Here is a 22,608-nt window from a genome sequence, read left to right as displayed (position 1 = left end):
TAAAAAACTCATTCGTTTGCTGTCGCTTTCAGTTCCTGATATTTTTTCCACACTTTGTGGGCGTATATCATGCGTTGCGGATAATTTTCTTTCTTTAATCCGGCGTTATAGGCGCCGACCGCCTCCCAGTTATAGCCATACACTTTAATCATGCTGGATAAAATCGATGCGCCAACCATAATCGAGGTACAGGGTTCGGTTATTAGCCGATATTCATCTATCCCCCTGCTCTCCAGTGCCGAAAAATGTGAGCTGTTAATTTGCATCAACCCCACGTCACGCGTACCGTCATGGTTTCTGCCGACCGCATACGGGTTCATTCCCGACTCCACATTGGCAATGGCGTACAGTAAATAAGGATCGACGTGATAATAATGTGCCGCTTTATCCCAACAGTTTGCCAGCGCGCTTTGGCTGATAATCAATAATAAAAAAATTAACTTTTTCATTTTTACCTGCTGACCGTTTCGTTTATTTCTCCTTAACAACATCCTGTAAAATCATTTTTGATTTACTCCCCCCTTATACGGGGGGAGTCTTTATCAGCTCAGATTATTGGCAATCTGTCGCTGGGCCTTCTTTGACCCATACATCGCTGTTCGCTGGGTTGTCACCACGGGTCCACCATTTGGCACGGTAAACGTTGCCCTGGTAAGTAGTGGTTTCGCCGCCGTTGTACACCAGATCAGAACGCCAGTTCATCTTCACGTTGCTCGCAAGTTCCCATGCGTCCACGCCGAAGCCAGGCTGGTTGCCCTGAGTCCAGTACTTCGCTTTCCACACCAGATGGTCGAAGCTTACGGTATCGCCAGTGTTGTAGATTTTGCTGGAATCCCACGCGGCGTAGTTGCCGGCGTTAGCGTCAACCGGTGCGTCGCAGCTGCCGGTTGCAGTGCCTTCGTCAGATGGCGGAGTCACGTCATCAGCAGGTGGTGTAACTTCGTCAGACGGCGGAGTCACGTCATCAGCTGGCGGCGTCACGTCGGCTGGTTTCGGATTAACCGTTACCTGGACGTTAGACTGCACGCTGGTTTTACCATCGCCTACCACCACACTCAGGGTGTAGGAAGAGGTAGAAGCCACTTCTGGCGCAGTGATGGTCACGTTCGCGGTGTCAGTACCGGTCGCGTGCATATCTGCCGGAACGCTCCAGGTATAGGTCAGGTTATCACCGTCTGGATCCGCAGCCTGTGCATGCACAACATAGGTTTCACCCGCCTGCAGCGTCACCGCTTCCATTGGGTTCACAACCGGTGCCTGGTTAGCCTTCGGCGCCTTGTTAACAACCTGCACGTCAATCGCGTTGCTCAGGCCTTTGGCGTCGGTAACCGTCAGGCGGAACACCATGGTCTGATCGCTGGTCGCAGCCGCGACGTTGAAGGTCGCTTTCGCTTTGGTGCTGTTGGTCAGGGTGACCGATGGGCCAGAAACCTGAGTCCATTTGTAGGTAATTGCATCGCCGTCTGGATCGCTGGACGCGGAACCATCGAGCGTAACGGTTGCCGGGCCAGAAACGTTCTGGTCTGCAGAAGAGGCGATTGGCGCATGGTTGGTCACAACAGGATCAACCGGCGTAGAGCCGCCACCCAGCAGGCTTTCGTTCATGGCGTTCAGGATGTCGCCGGTATCGGAGTCAATGGACCATGCGAACAGACCGCCCAGGTTTTTCTGAAGCACGTATTTGCCTTTTGCAGCAGTAGAACGCGCGTCTTCATAGGTGATCAGGTCACCCGTCGTTTTGTTGAACACGTATGGCGCTTCTGCATCCGCGTCGTAGCCGTATTCCCAGCCTGGTTTGCCTTTGTACTCGTTAACGATCTGACGATAGTCAACCACGCCCGGTTCCCAGGTACCTCTCACCATACCGGTCGCGGTACCGGTGAATGGATTGTTACCGGTGTAGCCGTGTACACCCGTCCAGCCGCGGCCATACATGCCCGCACCGACCACGATCTTGCCAGGCTGTACGCCTTGCTGAAGCAGGGCATCAACCCCGTTTTCCGTGGTGTAGTTGGTGTCTGGTCGCCATGCTGGCGCATGCAGCGCAGCCTGGTGGCCCAGCTCGGTGTTGCTCCAGCCGCCGTAGAAGTCGTAGCTCATCAGGAAGATGTGGTCGAGGTACTGCTGAGCAGTGGTGTAGTCCACGTCTTCAATCTTATCTTTACCCGCACCGATTGCGCTGGTCAGCTCATAGGTACGGCCAGTCTGGGCAGACAGCTCGTTCAGCATCGCGCGCAGATCGTGCATCAGCGCCGTATAGGTCGCTTTATCCTGCTGCGGGTTGCCTTTCGTCTCGGTCACACCGCCGCCGCCCGGGAATTCCCAGTCGATATCCACACCGTCGAAGAATTTCCAGGTCTGCAGGAAATCTTTAACAGAGGAGACAAAGCGTGCGCGGATAGCCGGATCGCCCATGTGGAAGAACGGATCGGACAGGGTCCAGCCACCGATAGATGGCAGTACTTTCAGGTCCGGATGCGCTTTTTTCAGCGCCATCAGCTGACCAAAGTTACCTTTGTACGGGTCGTCCCAGTTGGACACGCCAGCCTGCGGTTTTTGCAGGGCAGCCCATGGATCGTGGATCGCCACGGTAAAGTCAGGACGTCCCTGGCAGTCGCGCTGCAGCACGCCGTAGCTGTTGCCGCCTTCTACGGTTTTCAGGCCGTCGTTGATGCCGTCACCGCCACAGATTGGAATAAAGCCATACAGAATGTGGTTGAGGTTCGCAGCAGGAATTTTGTCAACCGGGAAGTTACGGTCGTAAACGCCCCACTCAGGGAAGTAGGCCGCAACCACTTTATCGGTATGCTGCGCGAAGGATTTGTTGTTCTCGTGCATTGTCGTGTTCAGCGGCAGCAGATGGCTACCGTCGGTATCCGCAACGATGATCAGCTTGCTGGCGCTTTTCGTACAGCCGCTGTTGTTACAGACTTCAACCTGCTCCTGATAACGTCCGCCTTTTTTCACTTTGAACGTTGCGGAACCTGCCGCGCCGCCGGCACCGGTCCACACGGTTTTACCGTCCAACAGCACTTTGGCTGAAGTTGGCGCATCGCCGCTCCAGACGTTCCACTCGACTTTGACATCTACGCCGTCATTATGGACTTTAACCAGACTGTTATAATCCTGAGCGGCCTGATCCACTTCAACCAGCGCAAATTTGTCATTGCCGGAACCAATGGACGGTGCGCCTGGTGCCGCTGCGAATGCGGAGCTGGTTGCCGCCGCAATAAAGAGCGCCAGATATTTAGGCTTCATAAAATTCATTTTTATTTCCTGATAAATTTATTCGTAACGTTAATACCCATGCCTTCCTTGAGAACATGGCGTGTTTCGCGTAATGCGTATTTAACTAACCTGACAACCGAGACAAAAAAACGTTTTGCTGCTTTGTATTCCTCCATAAAAAGATACAAGCCCAAATTCCGTGTAGCTTATATCCTTTACGATACACTGAGCGCAAAGAGACGTCCTTCTCTTCCACCGCCGAAAAAATTTATAAAAAAGCTTGACCTGTATATTTAAAATATGAAAGCAAACTGCTGCCCAATAAACACAACTATTCCAGCAAAAGAAAGATAAGGTCCGAAAGAAATAGTGAGGTTATTTTTATTTAAATTATTTAAGGCAAAATACCCAACGATACCGCTCAACGCGGCCGCGAGTTCAATTGAGGGCAGAGCCTGCCAGCCGCACCAGGCACCTAATGCCGCCAGCAGCTTGAAATCACCGTATCCCAGTCCTTCCCGCCCGGTAGCCAGACGAAACGCCCAGTACAGCAACCAAAGAGACATATAGCCCGCCACCGCGCCGAGCAGCGCGTCGCGTAGCGGCAGTTGGTGATCGAACGCATGAAGCAACAGTCCCGCCCAGAGCAGCGGCTGGGTCAGGCAATCCGGGAGCAATTGATGCCGCCAGTCAATCATCGTCAGCGGGAGTAAAAAGCCGGCCAGCAGCCACAGAGAAAACAGCGCCTGAACGTCGGGCATACACCACGCCGTCAGGCCAAAAAACAGGGCGGAAACCAGCTCAACCAGAAAGATTCGCAGCGGGATAGCGGTTTTGCACTGGCTGCATCGCCCGCGCAGAAGCAGCCAGCTCACCAGCGGAATATTCTCCCAGGCCGCCAGCGCGTGCTGGCACACCGGGCAGTGCGAGGACGGAAAGAGCAGGTTTCCGCATCCCTCCTCTTCCCTTACCATGGCCGGCACGCGTTCGGCGACAACGCCGAGAAAACTGCCCACCATGCCGCCTAACACCGCGCTCGCGATCGCGAACCCCACCAGGTAGACGTCCCGCATCAGCGCAACGCTGTTCATGCGGTTTCACCCCACGTGAGTTGCACTTCAGCCTTCACGTCGCTGAGATGATCCACCGGCGTAAGGTTCATTTTCTGCAGCCTGACGCCGGAGGTCTGGTTAATTTCCCGCAGCCAGTTCTTTAATTCATAAACGTTCACGCGGCTGACCACGAACGATAACGTTTGTCCATCCTGATGCACATCCGTCAGGGGAAGATGGATCTCCTGGGCGCTATTTTCCACCAGCGCACGCGGGTTATTTGTTTTGGTTACCTGAACCTGCAAATGGTTTTTATCTATTTCACTGCGCATCCAGTTCAGGGTTTCTTTTTGTCTGGCCAGGGTCGAAGCACTATTTTGAATCATATTATCCAGCGGCATAACCCCGGCGTAATAGACCGCGGCCCCCAGCAGGGCGGCGGCACATATTTTTAAAATGACTTTTTCCCTGGCGCTGTAATTCTGGTAACGAGACTTAAGCTGCGCAATTCGCTGTTTCATTTATATTTCCCTGCGATCATGGCGGTATAAGGTGCTGACGTGGACACGGGCTGCAGGGTGAAATCAAATTTCTCACTGGCCTGGTTCACAAACGTCTGTAATGCGGTCTGGTTTTGTGCGCTGACGCTCAGCGTCAACGTATTCTGCCGCGCATCGTATTCCAGCAGGTCGATTTCCATTGCCGGAACGGCCTGTCGGGCTTTCTCCAGATCGTCAAACTGAAGAAAGATCCCCTTGCCCTGCTTCTTCATGTTTTGACCAAAGTGGTACTTAATATTGGTCTTGTGACGCATGCTCGGGAAATGGTGTTCGTAGACCTGCTGGATCTCCTGCTGGATCTGATTTTCCTGCTGTACCAGCATCCAGGCCATCGCAATGCGCGGCCCCAGCAGCAGGCTAAGGGAGAGCAACCCTACGGCGGCCATCGCCACGTTTAACCGTCTGGCGGCTTTGCCATTGCTGGCTTTGGCGCTGAACGCCCCGTGCAGAAGCGTGACGCGGCAGGCCTGCCACTGGGGCTGAATCAGCACCAGCGGATGCTGCCAGGGCAGCACAACATCGACATCCACACCGGCAGGTGCATCACCGTAGCAGCAGACCTCACCCTCTCCGGCTTTCTGCATCAGCAGCGGCAGCAGGTTGGCCTCCATTTCACCCGCGACGTGCGGAGATAACCGCAGCCACCAGGTTTCACCTTCGGCAACCAGCGTGCTGCCGCCCGCCGTCACGGGCAGCAGCCAGGCATCCGGTAGCGCCTGCACCACCGTCAGACCCGCCTCCTGACAGCGGGTTAACCACGCCTGAAGACTGTCGGCATCGATCGCCACCGCGTCGACCTCTGCGCCCTTTTTGCTAAGCACGGTCCAGTGAAGCGTGTCCACGTCACCAATCAGCGTCTCTTCGGCCATCCACGAGAACGCCGTCGCCAGAGAAGCGACCTTTTTCGGCAACGTAAAATGGCGGAAGATCTTGCTGCTGGCCGGCAACAGCAGACATACGCGCGTCGCCAGCGGATGATCCGCCAGTGCCTCCAGGCTAGCCACGGTTTCCACCTGCTGAGTGCCGGAGACACACCACATTATTTTCCCGCCCTCGAAGCTGTCGGGACGAACAAAAAGTACCTGTTTCATAGCGATCTACTTTTCTTATTCAATCATTCGGTAACGACGCTGCCACGTCACGATCTCACCGGCTTCGTTATTAACCTGAAGCTGGCTTACCACACGAAGCGTTAATTCATCGGTATTGCCGGTGTAGTTAACGCGGAAATACCGGCTATTTATTGAGAGAAGCTCTGCCACCTGCGGAAGGTCATCTTTCAGCTGCGGGAAGGTTTGCTCCAGCGCTTTGCTGAAGGTCTCCATATTTTCCCAGCCGCTTTCAGGACGCGATTCAATCAGGCGAAGGGCGTCATCTTCAGTTAATTTCTCCGGGAACAGGGCGGCCAGTAAGGCGGCCTGCTCCGGTTTCAGGGTATTCACATCCACCTTGCTGGCGGTGTCCGGTAACGCGCACAGCAGTTTGCTTACCTTCGGATATGCCGCCGCCGGGAACGCAGGCAGCAGTTTGATCTCCGCAATGGTGCGCATCATCTGGTTAGCCGGCTGACGGGCAGGCACGACGCCTGCCCAGGCATCACTCTCGGCGCCTTCTTTGGCCGTCGTCGTGTCGCCATCGAGGTAGTCCACCAGCTGGAGGTAAACTTCTTCCGCCGTGGACTGGCTTAGCCCGCTCTGCGTCAGGATCTGCTCAACAATTCGCTCGTTGCGCGGCTTTTCCGGCACGGCAGTCTGCGCTTGCCCCTGGGCAGGCTTTTCTGCTGCCAGCAGGTTATTAACGTTGAAGCAGTCCTGGGCATCTTCGACCTGGCTTACCACCGTGTAATCTTCCCCCTGCGTTTCCAGCGGCTGCTGCCAGTCCCCTTCCGGTGACAGCGCGTTGCTCTCGCCGCTGGCGTCACTCTGCAGACGGTCTTTGACCACTTTTTCCTGGGCCTGCATCGCCCAGCGCAGCTGCTGCTGGCTGACCTGGTAATGCGTTTTCTGCAGGTTGCGACAGAACTGCTGGCTGATTTTGGCGGCCAGGGCCGACATCATCACCAGCAGGATCAACACCACCAGCAGCGCCCCCCCTTTCTGTTTGCGTAAGGCACTCATGGTTTCGCCTCCGGAGCAGGTTGTGGCGCGGGTTGCGGCGCAGTCCCTGCCTCTGGCGCGGCGGCAGACGCGGCTTCTGACCCGGTGGCAGGTGCCGGTGCAGCCACCGCAGGCAGATCGCCCGGGGTCGTGAAGACCCAGCGCCAGGTATCACCGTTTTCCATCGTCAGCGTCAGCTCAACCCCGTCCGGCAGATGCGCCGGGTCGCTCCAGCTTTTCTGCCAGCCCTGACGGTAAAAACGCCACGCCAGGGATTTCACCTCGCTGACGATCGGCACTTCGTCCGGTTTAACGTCCGCCGGGCTGTCAATGACCGGCCAGACATCGCGGTAAAGACGCCCCTCTTCCAGCCGCCAGCGCACGCGTTCGAGTTGCACCGTACCGCTCACGCCGTTGAGCGTGGTCAGTTCCAGCGCATCATAGACCTGACGGAACAGGTCCGGCTCGTTGCGCGGCGCGCGCGCCTGAAGCTGGTAAAAATCGCGCTCCATCAGGCTCCAGGCGCGCTGAAGCTGATTGAGCTTCGCCGCGCTGGCGTCGGTTGCCGAACTGGTGCGCATCGCGCCGTCCAGAATCTGCCAGGCCAGGGTGCTGATCACCGCAAAAATGGTCAGCGCAATCATGATCTCCAGCAGGGTAAATCCGCGCTGGCGTCGGGCTTTGTTCACTTGATCTCTCCCGGCGGCACAATCTGCAGCGATATCACGGGCTGGCTGTCGTCACCTTCCGCATAAACGCTGATGGCGTTTGCCCAGCGGTTGTCCGCCGTTTTGATGCGCTGTTTACGCCACGTCCAGCCGCGCCCGCCCATGGTTTCGCTTCCCCGTTCTTCGGCATCGGGAAAGTCGCTTTTAGTCAGTTGCACTTCCGCCAGCTGGTTTTCCGCCACCCAGCTGGCCTGCAGCGTATCGGCAAGGCCGTGGGTGAAACGCACGTTCAGAGACACCGAGTTCATCAGCGCCAGCGCGGCGGTGGAGAAGATGACCAGCGCCACCATGACCTCCAGCAGCGTCATCCCCGTTTGCTTTTTCTTACCGTTAGCCATCGTTTTCTACCGATACGGGCGCCGCGCCTTGCGACACCACGCGGAAATGGTGCTCTTTGTCATAGCTTTGCAGCGTCAGCGTGAAGCGGCTGATTTCGCCGTCCGGCAAAAAAAGCACCTGCGGATCGGACGTCAGCGTCGCGGCCAGGCGCTGCGGCGAGAGCGATACGTGCATCTCCTCCGGGAAATCACCTTTGGTGGTGATACGGCCCGCGGATAACGGTACCCAGCGACGCTCGCCCTCTTTATCTTCGAGCGTCACCAGCTGATAGTTATCCGTGGTGATCACCAGCCCGACGATATTTCCGTCCATCACCGCACGGTCTGAACCATAATCAACGAGGGCTTTTAATTGCTGGCCAAATATATCCGCACCGCTGCGCGAAGGTATTGTTGAAACCACCATCATGGCGCAGCTGGCAAATATCACCAGCGCCAGAATAATTTCCAGCAACGTAAAGCCGCGTTGATTTTTCATTATTTCTCTTTCTTATCCAGAGACCAGTTCGTAATATCATCGGCGGTATTGGCTTCACCGTCCGGGCCAGACGAGAAGACGTCAACCGCACCGTGCTCACCCGGGCTTACGAGGAGATAATCATTACCCCATGGGTCCTGCGGCAGACGGCGAATATAGCCATCCGCGCGGTAGCCGTTCGGGATTGGCGCGATTTCCGGCTTGGTCACCAGCGCCTGCAGGCCCTGTTCGGTTGTCGGATAACGGTGGTTATCCAGCTTATACATATCCAGCGAACCTTCGAGCGCGACAATATCGCTGGTCGCCTTTTGGGCATCCGCTTTTTCTTTATTACCCATTAAATTGGGCACCACCATACTCGCCAGTACGCCGAGAATAACAATGACCACCATTAATTCGAGCAATGTGAAGCCCGCCTGGCGAGCCAGGTTTTTACGTTTTAAAGCCATGATTTAACCTACCATATTATTAAGTTGCAGAAGCGGTTGTAATATTGACAGCACGATGAATAAAACAATCGTTGCCATGGATACCACCAGCGCCGGTTCAAATACCGACAGCGTTAACGTAATGCGATGCTGTAATCCCGATTCCTGGTTTTCCGCCGCGCGGTCCATTAAATTACCTAATTCGCCGCTCTCTTCCCCGGAGGCAATCATATACAGCATGGTCGGCGGGAAGAGTCTCGCCTGCTCCAGTGCGGCATACAGCGATGCCCCCTGGCGGACGGTATCCGCCGCCTGCTCCAGCACCTGCCGGGCGTAGAGGTTTTCGATACCGTCCATCGCGATATACATCCCCTCCAGCAGCGGCACGCTACTGGCCTGCAGAATACTCAGAGTTCGGATATAGCGGGCGCTGTTGATGGCGCACACCAGTTTTTTGATCGGCGAACCGTTCACCAGCCAGCTGTGCCAGCGAAAGCGGTTTTTGACGTTTCTGACCCAGGCTTTGAAACCGACAATCCCCCCGCCGATGCCGCCCGCGATATAAATCCCGTAAGCCTGCAGGAAATCACTCACTGCAATCAGCGTGCGGGTGGTGATCGGCAGTTGCTGCTTCATGTGGGTGAACTGTTCGATCACCTGCGGCACCACCGCGACCAGCAGAATGCTGATGACCGCAATGGCCACTACCGTCAGGGTAATCGGGTAGACCATCGCCTGCGTCAGCTTGCTTTTCATCTTCTGACGCTGCTCGTTGTATTCGGCCAGCTTTTCCAGCACGTCGCCCAGGTGACCGGTCTTTTCACCGGCCATCACCAGCGTGCAGTAGAGTTTGTCGAAGGTGCGCGGAAACTGGCTGAAGGCGTCAAACAGCGTGTGCCCTTCCACCACCTTCTCGCGAATTTCAACCACCATCGCCGCCAGCTTTTTGTCTTCCGTCTGTTTGGAAATCGCTTTGAGCGCGCTCTCCAGCGGCAGCGCCGCGTTGACCAGCGTGGAAAGCTGGCGGGTAAACATCGACAGCACCGGCGTAGAGAGCTTTGCGCCGGTTTTCGCTTTTCCGGCAGACGCAGCCTCACGGGTTTCGTTGATGCTGACGGGCATCAGCTTTTGCTCGCGCAACATCTGGCGAACCTGCTTTTGCCCCTCAGCCTGCAGCGTGCCGCGCTGGGTTTTCCCCGCTGCATCCGTTGCCGTCCAGGCGTAGAAGGCCATTACGCATCTCCTCCACGCTCGGCGGTAACGCGCATCACCTCTTCGAGAGATGTCACGCCGCTAATGACCTTCAGCAGGCCGTTCTCACGCAGGCTGTAGGCCTGCTTAAAGAGCTGCGTTTCAATGGACATTTCGTCTTTATCTTCATGAATGGCGCGGCGCATGGTGCTGTCCACCACCAGAAACTCATGAATACCGGCGCGCCCCTGGTAGCCGCTCTGGCGGCAGTGTTCACAGCCCACCGCGCGGTAGATGGCTTTTGGCGGTGTGTCCATAAAGCTGAACAGCGCTTTCTCATTGGCGTCCAGCGGACTGGTGGTCCGGCAGTGCGTACACAGCCGACGCACCAGACGCTGGGCAATGACACCGAGCAACGATGAACCAATTAAAAAGGATTCCAGCCCCATATCCCGCAGACGGGTGATCGCCCCCGCGGCGCTGTTGGTGTGCAGCGTAGACATGACCAGGTGACCGGTGAGCGACGCCTGCACCGCAATTTGCGCGGTTTCACCGTCACGAATTTCCCCGATCATCACCACGTCCGGATCCTGACGCAGAATGGCGCGCAGTCCGCGGGCAAAGGTCATGTCCACGCGCGGGTTAACCTGCGTCTGCCCCACCCCTTCCAGTTCGTATTCAATCGGGTCTTCTACGGTCAGAATGTTGCGTTCGTGACCGTTCAGCGCCGAAAGAATGGCGTACAGGGTGGTACTTTTACCGGAGCCAGTCGGCCCGGTGACCAGGATGATGCCGTGCGGGCGGTCAATCAGCCCTTTCAACTTTTCCAGCTCTTCATCAATCAGGCCAAGCTTGTTGATGTCGGGCTTCAGATTGCTTTTATCGAGCAGACGCATCACCACACGCTCGCCGTACTGCGAAGGAATGGTCGATACACGCACGTCGATTGCCTTACGGCCGATGCGCAGGGAGATACGTCCATCCTGCGGCAAACGCTTCTCGGCGATGTCGAGTTTTGACATCACCTTGATGCGCGACACCAGCAGCGGCGCGAGCTTGCGCGCTGGCTGGAGCACCGGGCGCAGCACGCCGTCGACGCGAAAACGAATGCTCAGCGTGCGCTCAAAGGTTTCGATATGAATATCCGACGCGCCATCTTTGACCGCCTCGCCAAGAATGGCGTTGATCAGGCGGATCACCGGCGAGTTTTCGTCGTTGTCGAGCAAATCCTCGTTGTCCGGGATCTCCTCAGTTAACGCCATCAGATCGATATCCGCGTCCATATCGTCCACCAGCTGCTGAGAGACGCCGCTGCTCTGCTGCCAGATTTTCGCCAGCAGCTCGTCAAAGGCCTCTGGCGTCAGAGTCACCGGGACGAACGTGCGTCCCAGCACCCGGCGCACTTCCAGCAGCGCAAATGCCGGGGTGTCTTCACGGATAAAGACGTCATTGTTGTAAAATAAAACGCCGTTATCTTTTGCATAGCTGCTGCTACACAGGGTTTTACTCAGTTCGTCCACGTTGCCCCTCCGCCTTACTGTTTAAACGGGTTGCGCGTTGCGGCTGCGCTGGTTTTCACCGGCACCGCGTCTGCAGAAGGCGCGGACGGATATGCTGGCATCACCGGGTTATTGCTGTTCGTTACGATGCCCAGCTTTTTCTCCTCCATGCGCTGCTGCTGGCGAGCACGGATCTGGTCATATTTCTCTTTCGACGCCGCACTGTAGTTGTCGTCGTCGCGCAGCACCGTGGTGTGGATGAACACCATCAGGTTACGTTTAGAGGTATCCTCAGAGGTGTAGCGGAACAGCTGGCCCACCAGCGGAATATCGCCCAGCAGCGGCACCTTGGAGACGGTCTCTTTGGTGACGTTTTCCATCAGACCGCCCAACACCACGGTCTGGCCGCTGTGTACCATCACTTCGTTGTTGATGGTACGAGTGTTGAAGGTTGGGCCGAGGCTGGCGTCTTCAGTCGCGTTAGCGTCAACGCTGGAGACTTCCTGTTCAATCTTCAGATGAATCATGTCGCCGTCGTTAATCTGCGGCACGATTTTCAGCTTGGTCCCCACCGTCTTACGCTCAACGGAGTTAAAGACGTTGTCGCCACTGGTCGTTTGCGAGCCGGACAGTACCGGCACATCCTGACCGACGTTGAACGACGCTTCTTTGTTATCCAGCGTGACCACGCTTGGCGTAGAAAGAATGTCGTTCTTGGACCCGGTGGAGAGCGCGGTCATCAGCGCACCAAAATCACCGTTAAAGAAGCCGGTTGCCAGACCGGTATACGACAACCCTTTCATCGTGCCATTTTTGACCTGCCCGATTGGCAGGCCGGTGGATCCGAACTGGACGCCGCCGTGCTTGCTGGTCCACTGCACGCCCAGATCCATGCCGTTACCGTCCTGTACTTCCGCAATGATGGCTTCCACCAGCACCTGCGGACGGCGGATATCGAGCTTATCGATCACCTTCTCCAGGGAGTTCATCACGTTAGGCTGCGCGGTGATCACCAGAGAGTTGGTTGACTCGTCGGCGGTAATATTCAGATCGCTGGACGCGGCGGCGGTTTTCGCCTTTGGCGCGCCCGCTTTGTCTTTCAGCTGTTCGCCAATCCCGGTCAGCACCGGCACCACCTTGGTGGCGCTGGCGTATTTGAGATAGAACACGCGGGTATTCCCTTCGTTGTTCTGCTCGCGATCCAGCTCATGAATCAGAGAGCGGGTGCGGGTGCGCGCCGCTTCCGAGCCGCTGATCACCAGGCTGTTGGTCTCGTCATCCGCAACCACTTTCGTGGCCAGCTGCGGTGCGTTCTGCCCTTTCTGCTCTTCGTTGTTGAGGTTGTTCAACATGTCTGAGAGCTCTTTGGCAGAGGCAAAGCGCAGCGGCACAATTTCACGGCGCTGAACACCGTCTTTATCCACGCGCTGCACCAGATCCACCAGGCGGTTCACCACCGAGGCTTTACCGGTTAACAGCAGTACGTTGGACGGCTCAAAGTGAACCACGTTACCGATGCCGGTTGCGTCGTTGAGCTGGCGCAACAGCGGAGCAAGCTCGCGTACTGGCACATTTTCCATGCGCACGACGCGGGTGATGATTTCATCCCCTTTGCCCGGGTTGCTGCTGTCCGCCAGCGGCGCCCCGGCGGTGCGGGCGACGCTTGAACGCACCACTTTGACCATGCCGTTGTCCATCGGGATCACCGACAGGCCGTACAGGTCCAGCACGCTCAGGAAGAACTGGTAATACTCATCTTCCGTCAGCACGTTATAGGTTCTTACGGATACCGTGCCCTGAACGGACGGATCGACAAGAATGGTTTTATTAAGATTGCGGCCTACCGTATCGATAAACTCCCGAATATCGGTATTTTTAAAGCTCGCGCTAAAGTTCGCCGCGAACAGCGAACCTGAATATAACGACAATGCGGTCAGCGCCACGCACGCCCAAGGAAATTTCTTCATGGCTGTACACTTGTTAATTGTTTAGAACATTAATCCGAATATTTTCAAGGTGAGCGTGACGTCTGACGACGACCTCCGCTTCTTTCATTTTCGACCAGTTGGCAATAATATTTTTTGCCTTTGCTTCATCGGTCATATCGACAGAGTTTACTTTTACCGCCACATCCCCCTTTTCCAGTCCTGAATGGCTGAAGAAGGCGGAGGCGTTCCTTGGATTAATGTTGTAGCCTTCCAGCTGGCCTTTTTCGATCAGAGGTTTTAACACCAGATAATCATCCAGATGCACGCTTTCCGCGCCTGCATCCTTCGTCGATTTCGTCACCGGGCCGCTGTCAACGCCGCCCTTAAAATAATCCGGCTTATTTAATGCGAGTACCTGCGTAGCACCTTCATAATTAACCACCACATTATCTTTATTAATTTCCTGAACAAACGCGTCGGTAAAACCGGTCAACGGCTCGCCCTCCCGGTAGCTTCTCGCCCCTCCGGGGGTTTTAATGACGGCGAAGGAGAGCCAGGCATCATCACTGCGCACGATACCTTCGATCTCCGCTGCCAGCGGCGCTTTTGCCGCTATCTCGACGTTATCCTGGCGAACAGCAGCCGTGAAAAGCGTGAAGAATTTTTCTTCGCGACGTTTTTTCAGCGGCTGCACATCAGAATTAGCCAACTTATTTGTAACTTTTTTATAATCTTTAAACGTCAGATACCCTTGTTGGCCGCAAAATAGCAACAGCGCAAACATAATACAGGGGGTTATCCACCGTGACAGAAATGAGAACCTCATTTTTCATCTGGCCTATAGCAAAGCGAAAATAAGCAGCGTCGTGCTGCGCTAACATGTGAGGAAATAGTAATGAGCTGCTGTAAATTCGACCACTGACTTTGCCACTAACTTTCATACAGAAAACTATTGACCGTATAAAATCCAGATGTTAGGCGTCGTCCAGTGGATATTTTTACCCTGTGTGTAAATTGACCACCCCCTGGCGTTGCTTTACTTTCTCGTCCTGTTGCTATTCCCAATCAGAGACGGTAAGTCGTTATGTATCAGAAGCACTTTAATTTTAAAAATCCGCCCTTTCGGAAGATCGTCCGCTCAAACGGCGATTTTCTGGTGCCTTATCATCAGGATGTTTTCAACCTGCTGAAGGAGAAAACCCAACAGGCGGGAATTATCGGGCTCTTTTCCGACGATGCCCCTCTGCTGGGGCAGTTCAGTGACGCCCTCAAATCTGCCCACCCCGACGTGCTTGCTATTAATGCGTTTCCAAAACTGAGTGCCAGTAGCCTGCTGTACAAGCTCAGCCCGGGAACCAAAGAGAACAAGAACCGGATTCAGGCGGTGGATGCCATACTGCACCAGTGGCAGGCGGAAAAAAACCGGGCGAAGATACTGATCGTTAGCCATTGCGAGGCGATGAAAGAGAGCTGTCACGAGGTGCTGGCGATGCTACTCACCCGTGCCCAGGAGCTGGCGTTTCGCCTGTCGGTGGTGCTGACGGGCGCGGCGGATCGGGACGTTGTTCTGATGCAGCAATCTGAGCTGCGTGAATATGCGCATACTCGCCACACTTTGCGTCCCCTTACCTGCCGGGAATATCTCAGCTATGTACAGGCGCAGTGTGAAGAACACGGGTGCGAGAACGCACCGTTATCCCCGGCACGCGTGCGTAAAATGCATGCGCTGACCAAAGGGAATATCAGCAAACTGAATGAACTGTCGCATCTGTCGATGCTGGCTGCCTGGACCGAACGTGCAGCCCAGGTCAGCCCGCGTCATTTACGGCTGGCGGCAGGTGAGATCCTCCCGGCGAAAAAACACGGTAAGCGCCTGGCAACCGTGGGGCTTTTTGCCTCAGTGCTGTTCGCCGCCTGCGGCTGGTATTTAACGTCGTCGATCGCCGGAAAACTTCCGGTTCAACTCCCGGTACCCGTCAGCTGGAAACAGCAGGCGCCAAAAGTTGAGGCACCGGTGGTGCCGGTCATCGACAACGAAATGGTTAATCAGCCGGATGCCATGCACCAGCTCTACCTGATGTGGGGGTATGACGCCTCGGCGGATGATGCCCTGTGCCAGAACGCCGCGAAGGTGAACCTGATGTGTAAACAAGGGAATGCTTCACCCGATGCGCTGGCCCAGGAGGGGTATCCGTGGGTGAGCGAGCTGAAAACCGGCGATCATCTTAACTATGCCGTGGTCGCCCGCGTCGGAGATACGTCACTCGACCTGCTGATGAATAACCGTACCTGGCAGGTAAGCCGCCGCTGGTTTAACCAGCATGCGACCGGCAACTTTACCCAGTTGCACCGCCTGACGCCGGAAGGTAAAGACGCTATCAGTGCCGCCAGCGACACGAAAGACATGGGCTGGCTTGACCAGCAGTTGAGCCTGGCGCTTGGCCAGCCAGAAACCCATTCGCAGACCTGGACGGCGGAGATGATGAAACGCACCCGCGAATTCCAGCAAAAAATGCATCTGCATGTGGATGGCATTCCTGGCGAAGATACGTTGATGCAGTTGATGCGTGAAACCCATACCGCGCCGAGCGTACTGCTCCAGACCACGCATGCCACCCCCGACGCCAACACGCAGGAGAAGCATTCCTAATGTCTACCATCTGTCTTGCGGCTCAGCGCAGTTACACCACCGGCGAGGCGGTCTGGTTTTCATACCGCCTCCCCCGTCTGAGAAACATCGTTAGCCATGCCTTTTTAGGAATGGTGGCTCTGTGCGCCATGATCATGGCAGGGCTGTACGCGCATGTTTACTGGAACCTGCGCCATCCGGCGCCGGAACCGGTCAAAGCAAGCGCCGCGAAACCGGAAACGCAGCTTTCAGATATGCACTATGTGTATGTGAGCAAGCCGTTCCCGCATCCCCATCCGCATCCGCAGCCAAAACCGGCTCCGGTGCAGGCGGATGTTCCTGCCATGCAGGATCTGCCCATCAACAGCGGTGATGCCGACTGGCAGCAGGCACCTGATGGTGACGTGCCCCATGATACTTCCCGGGATACGTTACCCGGAACCGAAGCACACGAAGCCGCCTCCGCCAGCACAGGCAGTGATGACGCTTCTATAAGCGAGTTACTTAAGCAGGCGTTAAAAGAACAAGAGCAAGATTATTCGCAAGGCAAAATTCCCGCGCCGCCGGTTGACGAAACGCAGGATAATTCGCAGAGGGATGTGAATCATAAAGTGGATGCCCGGTCCCCTTTGAGTGAGAAAGGAGACCGGCTGGAGTAGTTAATATTTTTCAGGCAAGGCTGTCAGGTTAAGGAGTCTTCCCTTTTCCACAACAATATATTGACCTTTTTTCAGATCGGAAAGAATTTTAATGATGGTGCTACGAGCCAGGTTGGTGTACTCCTGAATATAATCATAAACGTTAATATCGCGTTGCTGATGAACAATCAGGTCATTGATCTCGTATAAAAACTCACGTACGACTGAATACGCACTGCGGGCAACCAGAACATCGTCACGTTTGCTCAACATACAAATATACCAGGAGAGAACTTTGGTCAGTTGAGGCCACAAATTGTTATCCGTCATAAGCTGTGCGAAGGTCTCTTTTTTAATTGAGCGCACCACGGTATTGGCCCGAACGAGGCCGTACATATGGGTCGCGTCGTAGTACATCGAAGAGAGACCAAAAATGCACTGGCCGGTAACCGTGAACATACACAGTTCGTCGGATTCACGTCGGAATTCAACTTCGCCGCTGACGATAATATGAATATATTGTGAATCAGAGGTGGATATTTTCTGCCATTTCTTTAAGGTTTTCTCTTCAAAACCTGAGGTTGCAGAAATAATACTATTCATTTCGTCCTGTGGACGTAACTTTTTACCGTAAATACTTAACATTGTTATACCCGATTTAAGATGTTAATTTTTAGTATGCAGACCAAAGCAAAAAAAACCTTGGCCTTAGAATATTTTTCCTGATGATACGCTCAAGGAGAAAAATAAAAGATGAATGAGATATATTTATTTGCTGCATTAATTAGCAAGCTATGTGTCTATCTTAAATGCGGATAATTTTAAGTCAATTAACTAAAAATGAATTGAGTTTGTACCTAAGATTAATCTCAAGTAAATCAGGAGTAATTGGCGCTTTCGGGGGTATCCGAAGGATTACCCCTGCCCGTATTTCTCTAAAAGCGCTTCAGCAATGGCCATCGTTTCGACATCTGCGACGCCGTTCCACAGGTCAGGCCTGAAGTGCATCTGGAATACCATGATGATACGTTTTTGCTGCGCTGGGGTGCTGTTGGCCGGCACGTCATAGCCGTAGCGCGCAAGCAAATCGAGTAACGCTGCGGTATCCACCGCCTGAAAGCGTGGTCGTCCGTTGATATAAAATGCCACGCGCGCGGGATCGGGCCATGCGCCTATCCCCTGCTGAGCCAGCTGTCGCCACGGGAACAACGGCCCGGGATCGTCTTTGCGCTGCGGCGCAATGTCCGAATGGGCCACCACGTTCTCAGGTCTGATGTTGTAGCGGGCAATGATGTCTTTGGCGAGTGGCACCAGCGCCGCAATCTGCGCGGGTTCGAAAGGCGTAAAACGCTTTACGCCAGCAGACGTTTGCCAGCCACGATTTTCAAGTTCAATGCCCACAGACGTATCATTAATTCGGTTGGTACCGCGCCAGAAGCTGATACCAGCATGCCAGGCCAGTTCGCTCTCAGGTACCAGTTGCCAGATACGCGGCTTGCCGTCCGGTGCTGGCGGGTTTGCGGGGATCAAATAATGAGAGCTGACGTTTTTATCGGTTAGGGTCGCCAGCGACGTGTCAAAATCATCGGCGGTGTAGTGGATCACCAGCACCTTTATTCGCGGGTAGGCCGCCTGCGCCTGATGGCGGGTATCCAGCTCGTACGCGCCTTTATCAACAATGCCCTTTTCCGAGGTACATCCTGCCAGCAACAGCGCCAGCAGGAGAGTGGAGAGCGAACGCTTCATCGACGGGTTTTCACCGCCGTTCCACTGACGCTCACCATCAGCATGCTGGCATCTTTCCCGACCGTTTCGTAGTCGATATCAATGCCGACTACCGCATCCGCACCCAGCGCCTTGGCCTGCTCGCCCAGCTCCTTAAAGGCAATTTCTCGCGCTTTACGCAGCTCTTTTTCGTAGGCACCGGATCGTCCACCCACGATGTCACGGATGCCAGCAAAAAAGTCGCGGAAGATATTGGCACCGAGAATTGCTTCCCCGGTCACCACGCCGCAATACTCGGTTATTGTTTGCCCTTCCAGGGTTGGCGTTGTTGAAAACTGCATAGTTTCTCTCCTTCTTTAGCGTTCAATGCCTTAGGCACAGCATTATCGGTTCGTTACGCTATGATTGAAAGGATAGTTAATAAATAAGGAAATCAACATGCGCTACTCTGCTTTAACACTTTTGGTGCCCTGCGCGCTGGTGCTCAGCGCCTGTACCACCACGGTCACGCCAGCCTTTAAGGATATTGGTACCCGCAGCGGCCCCTGCATTGACGGCGGCCCGGACACCGTGGCGCAGCAGTTCTATGATTACCGCATTCAGCACCGCAGCAACGATCTCACCGGCCTGCGCCCTTACCTGAGCGACGGTCTGGCAAAACTGCTCAACGACGCCACCCGCGATCCGCAGCATAATACCCTGCTTAAATCCGATCCGTTCTCCAGCCGTACCACGCTGCCGGACAGTGCGGAAGTGGCCAGCGCTTCTACCATTCCCAACACCGATGCGCGAAACATTCCGCTGCGCGTCAAGCTGACCCAGGGGACCCAGTCCTGGCAGGATGAGGTACTGATGATCCGTGAAGGTCAGTGCTGGGCTGTCGACGACGTACGCTACATTGGTGGCAGCGTTCATGCCCCGGCAGGCACGCTGCGCCAGTCGATTGAGAACCGCTAAACCATCAGTTATAAAAATGTTACCCCCGTAAAATGTCCGGCATTTCTCGCGGAATGCCGACATTTATACTCGCCGCCTTTGCCCTTCGCTATTTTGTGCTATGTTTAAGAGGAAATACGGGTTATATTTAACTTTTAACGCAGAAATATTGCATAACTATTCTGTCAACGGTACTATCTGCGGCCTCAATTGCTATAGATTGCCTGGATGAGTAAAGACTGCCCCGATGAGTATTAAACTAAACGGCATTAACTGCTTCTACGGCGCACACCAGGCGCTGTTTGACATCACGCTGAACTGCCCGGAAGGCGAAACGCTGGTTTTGCTTGGCCCAAGCGGTGCAGGTAAAAGCTCCCTTCTGCGTGTCCTTAATCTGCTTGAAATGCCCCGTTCAGGTACGCTGGCGATTGCTGGTAACCATTTTGATTTCGCGAAAACGCCGTCTGATAAAGCGATTCGCGAGCTGCGTCAAAACGTCGGCATGGTCTTCCAGCAATACAATCTGTGGCCACATCTGACGGTGCTGCAAAACCTGATTGAAGCCCCGTGCCGCGTGCTGGGGTTAAGTAAGGATCAGGCCATCGCCCGTGCCGAAAAGCTGCTGGAGCGTCTGCGCCTTAAGCCTTACAGTGACCGTTATCCGCTGCATCTTTCGGGTGGTCAGCAGCAGCGTGTGGCGATTGCCCGTGCGTTGATGATGGAACCGGCGGTTTTGCTGTTTGATGAACCGACCGCGGCGCTGGACCCGGAAATCACCGCTCAGATCGTCAGCATTATTCGTGAGCTGGCGGAAACCAATATCACGCAAGTCATCGTTACCCACGAAGTGGAAGTGGCGCGTAAAACCGCCAGCCGTGTGGTCTACATGGAAAACGGGTATATCGTTGAGCAAGGTGATGCGAGCTGCTTCGCTAACCCGCAAACCGATGCCTTCAAAAACTATTTATCTCATTGATTGTGTCAGGGGAAATATAATGAAAAAAGTATTACTTGCCGTGCTGCTTGCTGGCGTTACCCTTTCCGCTACCGCAGCCCAGACCATTCGTTTTGCCACGGAAGCGTCTTACCCTCCGTTTGAGTCCATTGATGCAAACAATAAAATTGTTGGCTTTGACGTAGACCTGGCAAACGCCCTGTGTAAAGAGATCGATGCGACCTGCACTTTCAGCAACCAGGCGTTTGACAGCCTGATCCCAAGCCTGAAGTTCCGCCGTATCGATGCCGTCATGGCCGGTATGGACATCACCCCTGAGCGTGAAAAGCAGGTGCTGTTTACGACCCCTTACTACGACAACTCGGCGCTGTTCATTGGTCAGAAAGGGAAATTCACCTCTGTTGATCAGCTGAAAGGCAAAAAAGTGGGCGTGCAGAACGGCACCACGCACCAGAAATTCATCATGGATAAGCATCCGGAAATCACCACCGTTCCGTATGACAGCTACCAGAACGCGAAGCTGGATCTGCAAAATGGTCGTATTGACGGCGTCTTTGGCGACACCGCGGTCGTGACCGAGTGGCTGAAAGCGAACGATAAACTGGCGCCAGTAGGCGACAAAGTGACCGATAAGGACTACTTCGGTACCGGTCTGGGGATTGCCGTTCGTCAGGGCAACACTGAGCTGCAGCAGAAGTTCAACGCTGCGCTGGAAAAAGTGAAGAAAGACGGCACCTACGAAACCATCTACAAAAAATGGTTCCAGAAGTAATTCCTGATGAATGAAATTTTTCCTTTAGCAAGCGCCGCCGGGATGACCGTCGGCCTTGCCGTTTGCGCACTGATTATCGGCCTGGTGCTGGCGATGTTCTTTGCGGTGTGGGAGTCCGCGAAATGGTTCCCCGTCGCCTGGACAGGCTCCGCGCTGGTCACTGTGCTGCGTGGACTACCGGAAATTCTGGTGGTCCTGTTTATCTATTTCGGCTCCTCGCAGCTGCTGCTTACGCTGTCGGATGGCTTCACTGTCAATCTTGGCTTTGCGCAGATCCCGGTGCAAATGCAGATTGAAAACTTCGACGTCAGCCCGTTCCTGTGCGGCGTGATTGCCCTCTCCCTGCTCTACTCGGCGTACGCGTCGCAAACCCTGCGCGGTGCGCTGAAAGCCGTGCCGCAGGGGCAGTGGGAGTCGGGTCAGGCGTTGGGTATGTCGAAATCAGCGATCTTCTTCCGTCTGGTCATGCCGCAGATGTGGCGCCATGCCCTGCCGGGCCTTGGTAACCAGTGGCTGGTGCTGCTGAAAGATACCGCGCTGGTGAGCCTGATCAGCGTTAACGATTTGATGCTGCAAACCAAAAGCATCGCCACCCGTACCCAGGAGCCTTTTACCTGGTACATTGTGGCGGCGGCGATCTACCTGGTGATCACGTTGCTCAGTCAGTACATCCTCAAGCGTATTGACCTGCGGGCGACGCGCTTTGAACGGAGACCAGGCTGATGCTTGAATATTTCCCGGAGCTCATGAAAGGGCTGCACACCAGCCTGACGCTGACCGTGGCGTCCATTATCGTGGCGCTGATCCTGGCGCTCATCTTCACCATCGTCCTGACGCTGAAAACGCCGGTACTGGTATGGATTGTGCGCGGCTACATCACCCTGTTTACCGGTACGCCGCTGCTGGTGCAGATCTTCCTGATTTACTACGGCCCGGGACAGTTCCCGTCGCTGCAGGAATATCCGGTTATCTGGCATCTGCTCTCTGAGCCGTGGCTGTGCGCCCTGATAGCCCTTTCCCTGAACAGCGCGGCCTATACCACCCAGCTGTTCTACGGCGCGATTCGTGCCATCCCGGAAGGGCAATGGCAGTCCTGTGGGGCGCTCGGCATGAGCAAGAAAGACACGCTGGCGATCCTGCTGCCGTATGCCTTTAAGCGTGCGCTCTCCTCTTACTCCAACGAAGTGGTGCTGGTGTTCAAGAGTACCTCTCTGGCCTATACCATCACCCTGATGGAAGTGATGGGCCACGGACAGCTGCTGTATGGACGCACCTATGACGTGATGGTATTCGGCGCGGCCGGCGTGGTGTATCTGGTCGTGAACGGCCTGTTGACGCTGATGATGCGCCTGATTGAGCGTAAAGCTTTAGCGTTTGAGCGCAGATCGTAGGCCAGGTAAGCGCAGCGCCACCCGGCAAGAAGTGCA

The 22,608-nt window shown here is 55.0% G+C and carries 24 protein-coding genes; 7 read left to right on the top strand and 17 right to left on the bottom strand.

What is annotated here, in order from left to right; genetic code table 11:
* Positions 1-8: 8 nt before the first annotated feature.
* From iagB to gspC, 14 genes are all read right to left on the bottom strand, one after another.
* A complete protein-coding gene (iagB, locus tag A4308_RS11295; RefSeq protein WP_014883183.1) occupies positions 9-449 on the bottom strand; it encodes a type III secretion system invasion protein IagB in 441 nt (146 codons plus the stop codon).
* A 103-nt stretch (positions 450-552) separates the two neighbouring features.
* Positions 553-3,267: a glycosyl hydrolase family 18 protein gene (locus A4308_RS11290; protein WP_045268545.1), complete on the bottom strand. Its 2,715-nt coding sequence runs from the start codon at positions 3,265-3,267 to the stop codon at positions 553-555.
* Positions 3,268-3,521: 254 nt separating this feature from the next.
* The gene (locus A4308_RS11285) at positions 3,522-4,319 is read right to left on the bottom strand and encodes a prepilin peptidase (protein ID WP_045281071.1); all 798 of its coding nucleotides are present in this window, start codon (positions 4,317-4,319) and stop codon (positions 3,522-3,524) included.
* On the bottom strand, positions 4,316-4,801 hold the full coding sequence (gene gspM, locus A4308_RS11280) for a type II secretion system protein GspM (protein ID WP_045281072.1): 486 nt from the start codon (positions 4,799-4,801) through the stop codon (positions 4,316-4,318). Before gspM ends, A4308_RS11285 begins: the two co-directional genes overlap by 4 nt.
* Positions 4,798-5,931 (bottom strand): type II secretion system protein GspL, encoded by a 1,134-nt coding sequence (gene gspL / locus A4308_RS11275; protein ID WP_045281073.1) that lies wholly within the window; start codon positions 5,929-5,931, stop codon positions 4,798-4,800. The genes gspM and gspL overlap by 4 nt, the downstream gene beginning before the upstream one ends.
* Before the next feature lie 15 nt (positions 5,932-5,946).
* A complete protein-coding gene (gene gspK / locus A4308_RS11270; RefSeq protein WP_045281074.1) occupies positions 5,947-6,957 on the bottom strand; it encodes a type II secretion system minor pseudopilin GspK in 1,011 nt (336 codons plus the stop codon).
* On the bottom strand, positions 6,954-7,625 hold the full coding sequence (locus tag A4308_RS11265; RefSeq protein WP_045281075.1) for a type II secretion system protein GspJ: 672 nt from the start codon (positions 7,623-7,625) through the stop codon (positions 6,954-6,956). Before A4308_RS11265 ends, gspK begins: the two co-directional genes overlap by 4 nt.
* A complete protein-coding gene (gene gspI / locus A4308_RS11260) occupies positions 7,622-8,002 on the bottom strand; it encodes a type II secretion system minor pseudopilin GspI (protein ID WP_023332514.1) in 381 nt (126 codons plus the stop codon). Before gspI ends, A4308_RS11265 begins: the two co-directional genes overlap by 4 nt.
* Positions 7,995-8,480 carry a type II secretion system minor pseudopilin GspH gene (gene gspH / locus A4308_RS11255; protein WP_014883175.1) on the bottom strand — a complete coding sequence of 162 codons (486 nt, stop codon included), beginning with the start codon at positions 8,478-8,480 and terminating at the stop codon, positions 7,995-7,997. Before gspH ends, gspI begins: the two co-directional genes overlap by 8 nt.
* On the bottom strand, positions 8,480-8,929 hold the full coding sequence (gene gspG / locus A4308_RS11250; RefSeq protein ID WP_014883174.1) for a type II secretion system major pseudopilin GspG: 450 nt from the start codon (positions 8,927-8,929) through the stop codon (positions 8,480-8,482). The genes gspH and gspG overlap by 1 nt, the downstream gene beginning before the upstream one ends.
* Before the next feature lie 3 nt (positions 8,930-8,932).
* Positions 8,933-10,141: a type II secretion system inner membrane protein GspF gene (gspF, locus tag A4308_RS11245; RefSeq protein ID WP_014883173.1), complete on the bottom strand. Its 1,209-nt coding sequence runs from the start codon at positions 10,139-10,141 to the stop codon at positions 8,933-8,935.
* Positions 10,141-11,619 carry a type II secretion system ATPase GspE gene (gene gspE, locus A4308_RS11240; protein WP_014883172.1) on the bottom strand — a complete coding sequence of 493 codons (1,479 nt, stop codon included), beginning with the start codon at positions 11,617-11,619 and terminating at the stop codon, positions 10,141-10,143. The genes gspF and gspE overlap by 1 nt, the downstream gene beginning before the upstream one ends.
* A 14-nt stretch (positions 11,620-11,633) precedes the next feature.
* The gene (gene gspD, locus A4308_RS11235; protein ID WP_014883171.1) at positions 11,634-13,565 is read right to left on the bottom strand and encodes a type II secretion system secretin GspD; all 1,932 of its coding nucleotides are present in this window, start codon (positions 13,563-13,565) and stop codon (positions 11,634-11,636) included.
* A gap of 13 nt (positions 13,566-13,578) precedes the next feature.
* Positions 13,579-14,310 carry a type II secretion system protein GspC gene (gene gspC, locus A4308_RS11230; protein WP_045281076.1) on the bottom strand — a complete coding sequence of 244 codons (732 nt, stop codon included), beginning with the start codon at positions 14,308-14,310 and terminating at the stop codon, positions 13,579-13,581.
* Between the two features lie 300 nt (positions 14,311-14,610).
* On the opposite strand from gspC, the gene A4308_RS11225 reads away from it, so the two are divergent.
* A complete protein-coding gene (locus tag A4308_RS11225; RefSeq protein ID WP_045281077.1) occupies positions 14,611-16,176 on the top strand; it encodes an ExeA family protein in 1,566 nt (521 codons plus the stop codon).
* Positions 16,176-16,814 (top strand): hypothetical protein, encoded by a 639-nt coding sequence (locus tag A4308_RS11220; RefSeq protein WP_014883168.1) that lies wholly within the window; start codon positions 16,176-16,178, stop codon positions 16,812-16,814. The genes A4308_RS11225 and A4308_RS11220 overlap by 1 nt, the downstream gene beginning before the upstream one ends.
* Here the strand turns inward: A4308_RS11220 and A4308_RS11215 are convergent, their stop codons facing one another.
* The 3 genes from A4308_RS11215 to A4308_RS11205 form a co-directional block, all read right to left on the bottom strand.
* On the bottom strand, positions 16,815-17,438 hold the full coding sequence (locus A4308_RS11215) for a helix-turn-helix domain-containing protein (RefSeq protein ID WP_014883167.1): 624 nt from the start codon (positions 17,436-17,438) through the stop codon (positions 16,815-16,817). It lies immediately after the preceding gene.
* A gap of 270 nt (positions 17,439-17,708) precedes the next feature.
* The gene (locus A4308_RS11210; protein WP_045281078.1) at positions 17,709-18,539 is read right to left on the bottom strand and encodes an N-acetylmuramoyl-L-alanine amidase; all 831 of its coding nucleotides are present in this window, start codon (positions 18,537-18,539) and stop codon (positions 17,709-17,711) included.
* Positions 18,536-18,859 (bottom strand): heavy metal-binding domain-containing protein, encoded by a 324-nt coding sequence (locus A4308_RS11205; RefSeq protein WP_023332507.1) that lies wholly within the window; start codon positions 18,857-18,859, stop codon positions 18,536-18,538. The genes A4308_RS11210 and A4308_RS11205 overlap by 4 nt, the downstream gene beginning before the upstream one ends.
* 97 nt (positions 18,860-18,956) lie before the next feature.
* Between A4308_RS11205 and A4308_RS11200 the strand changes: the two genes are divergently transcribed.
* From A4308_RS11200 to artM, 5 genes are all read left to right on the top strand, one after another.
* Positions 18,957-19,475: a lipoprotein gene (locus A4308_RS11200; RefSeq protein ID WP_014883164.1), complete on the top strand. Its 519-nt coding sequence runs from the start codon at positions 18,957-18,959 to the stop codon at positions 19,473-19,475.
* Positions 19,476-19,701: 226 nt separating this feature from the next.
* Positions 19,702-20,430 (top strand): arginine ABC transporter ATP-binding protein ArtP, encoded by a 729-nt coding sequence (gene artP, locus A4308_RS11195; RefSeq protein WP_008500030.1) that lies wholly within the window; start codon positions 19,702-19,704, stop codon positions 20,428-20,430.
* A 19-nt stretch (positions 20,431-20,449) separates the two neighbouring features.
* A complete protein-coding gene (gene artI / locus A4308_RS11190; RefSeq protein ID WP_008500032.1) occupies positions 20,450-21,181 on the top strand; it encodes an arginine ABC transporter substrate-binding protein ArtI in 732 nt (243 codons plus the stop codon).
* A 6-nt stretch (positions 21,182-21,187) separates the two neighbouring features.
* Complete coding sequence (gene artQ / locus A4308_RS11185; RefSeq protein WP_014883162.1) at positions 21,188-21,904, top strand: arginine ABC transporter permease ArtQ; 717 nt, start codon at positions 21,188-21,190, stop codon at positions 21,902-21,904.
* Positions 21,904-22,572 (top strand): arginine ABC transporter permease ArtM, encoded by a 669-nt coding sequence (artM, locus tag A4308_RS11180; protein ID WP_014883161.1) that lies wholly within the window; start codon positions 21,904-21,906, stop codon positions 22,570-22,572. Before artQ ends, artM begins: the two co-directional genes overlap by 1 nt.
* Positions 22,573-22,608 lie beyond the last annotated feature (36 nt).

The organism is Enterobacter sp. ODB01, assembly GCF_001623605.1.
Taxonomy (GTDB): domain Bacteria; phylum Pseudomonadota; class Gammaproteobacteria; order Enterobacterales; family Enterobacteriaceae; genus Enterobacter; species Enterobacter kobei.
The sequence above is the reverse complement of the archived record's forward strand: the minus strand, read 5'-3'. Positions and strand labels throughout refer to the sequence as shown.

Excerpts from the sequence above, each read along its gene's own strand:
- iagB (WP_014883183.1), bottom strand. The coding sequence starts at position 449 with ATGAAAAAGTTAATTTTTTTATTATTGATTATCAGCCAAAGCGCGCTG.
- A4308_RS11290 (WP_045268545.1), bottom strand. The coding sequence starts at position 3,267 with ATGAATTTTATGAAGCCTAAATATCTGGCGCTCTTTATTGCGGCGGCA.
- A4308_RS11285 (WP_045281071.1), bottom strand. The coding sequence starts at position 4,319 with ATGAACAGCGTTGCGCTGATGCGGGACGTCTACCTGGTGGGGTTCGCG.
- gspM (WP_045281072.1), bottom strand. The coding sequence starts at position 4,801 with ATGAAACAGCGAATTGCGCAGCTTAAGTCTCGTTACCAGAATTACAGC.
- gspL (WP_045281073.1), bottom strand. The coding sequence starts at position 5,931 with ATGAAACAGGTACTTTTTGTTCGTCCCGACAGCTTCGAGGGCGGGAAA.
- gspK (WP_045281074.1), bottom strand. The coding sequence starts at position 6,957 with ATGAGTGCCTTACGCAAACAGAAAGGGGGGGCGCTGCTGGTGGTGTTG.
- gspI (WP_023332514.1), bottom strand. The coding sequence starts at position 8,002 with ATGGCTAACGGTAAGAAAAAGCAAACGGGGATGACGCTGCTGGAGGTC.
- gspH (WP_014883175.1), bottom strand. The coding sequence starts at position 8,480 with ATGAAAAATCAACGCGGCTTTACGTTGCTGGAAATTATTCTGGCGCTG.
- gspG (WP_014883174.1), bottom strand. The coding sequence starts at position 8,929 with ATGGCTTTAAAACGTAAAAACCTGGCTCGCCAGGCGGGCTTCACATTG.
- gspF (WP_014883173.1), bottom strand. The coding sequence starts at position 10,141 with ATGGCCTTCTACGCCTGGACGGCAACGGATGCAGCGGGGAAAACCCAG.
- gspD (WP_014883171.1), bottom strand. The coding sequence starts at position 13,565 with ATGAAGAAATTTCCTTGGGCGTGCGTGGCGCTGACCGCATTGTCGTTA.
- gspC (WP_045281076.1), bottom strand. The coding sequence starts at position 14,310 with ATGTTTGCGCTGTTGCTATTTTGCGGCCAACAAGGGTATCTGACGTTT.
- A4308_RS11225 (WP_045281077.1), top strand. The coding sequence starts at position 14,611 with ATGTATCAGAAGCACTTTAATTTTAAAAATCCGCCCTTTCGGAAGATC.
- A4308_RS11220 (WP_014883168.1), top strand. The coding sequence starts at position 16,176 with ATGTCTACCATCTGTCTTGCGGCTCAGCGCAGTTACACCACCGGCGAG.
- A4308_RS11215 (WP_014883167.1), bottom strand. The coding sequence starts at position 17,438 with ATGTTAAGTATTTACGGTAAAAAGTTACGTCCACAGGACGAAATGAAT.
- A4308_RS11210 (WP_045281078.1), bottom strand. The coding sequence starts at position 18,539 with ATGAAGCGTTCGCTCTCCACTCTCCTGCTGGCGCTGTTGCTGGCAGGA.
- A4308_RS11205 (WP_023332507.1), bottom strand. The coding sequence starts at position 18,859 with ATGCAGTTTTCAACAACGCCAACCCTGGAAGGGCAAACAATAACCGAG.
- A4308_RS11200 (WP_014883164.1), top strand. The coding sequence starts at position 18,957 with ATGCGCTACTCTGCTTTAACACTTTTGGTGCCCTGCGCGCTGGTGCTC.
- artP (WP_008500030.1), top strand. The coding sequence starts at position 19,702 with ATGAGTATTAAACTAAACGGCATTAACTGCTTCTACGGCGCACACCAG.
- artI (WP_008500032.1), top strand. The coding sequence starts at position 20,450 with ATGAAAAAAGTATTACTTGCCGTGCTGCTTGCTGGCGTTACCCTTTCC.
- artQ (WP_014883162.1), top strand. The coding sequence starts at position 21,188 with ATGAATGAAATTTTTCCTTTAGCAAGCGCCGCCGGGATGACCGTCGGC.
- artM (WP_014883161.1), top strand. The coding sequence starts at position 21,904 with ATGCTTGAATATTTCCCGGAGCTCATGAAAGGGCTGCACACCAGCCTG.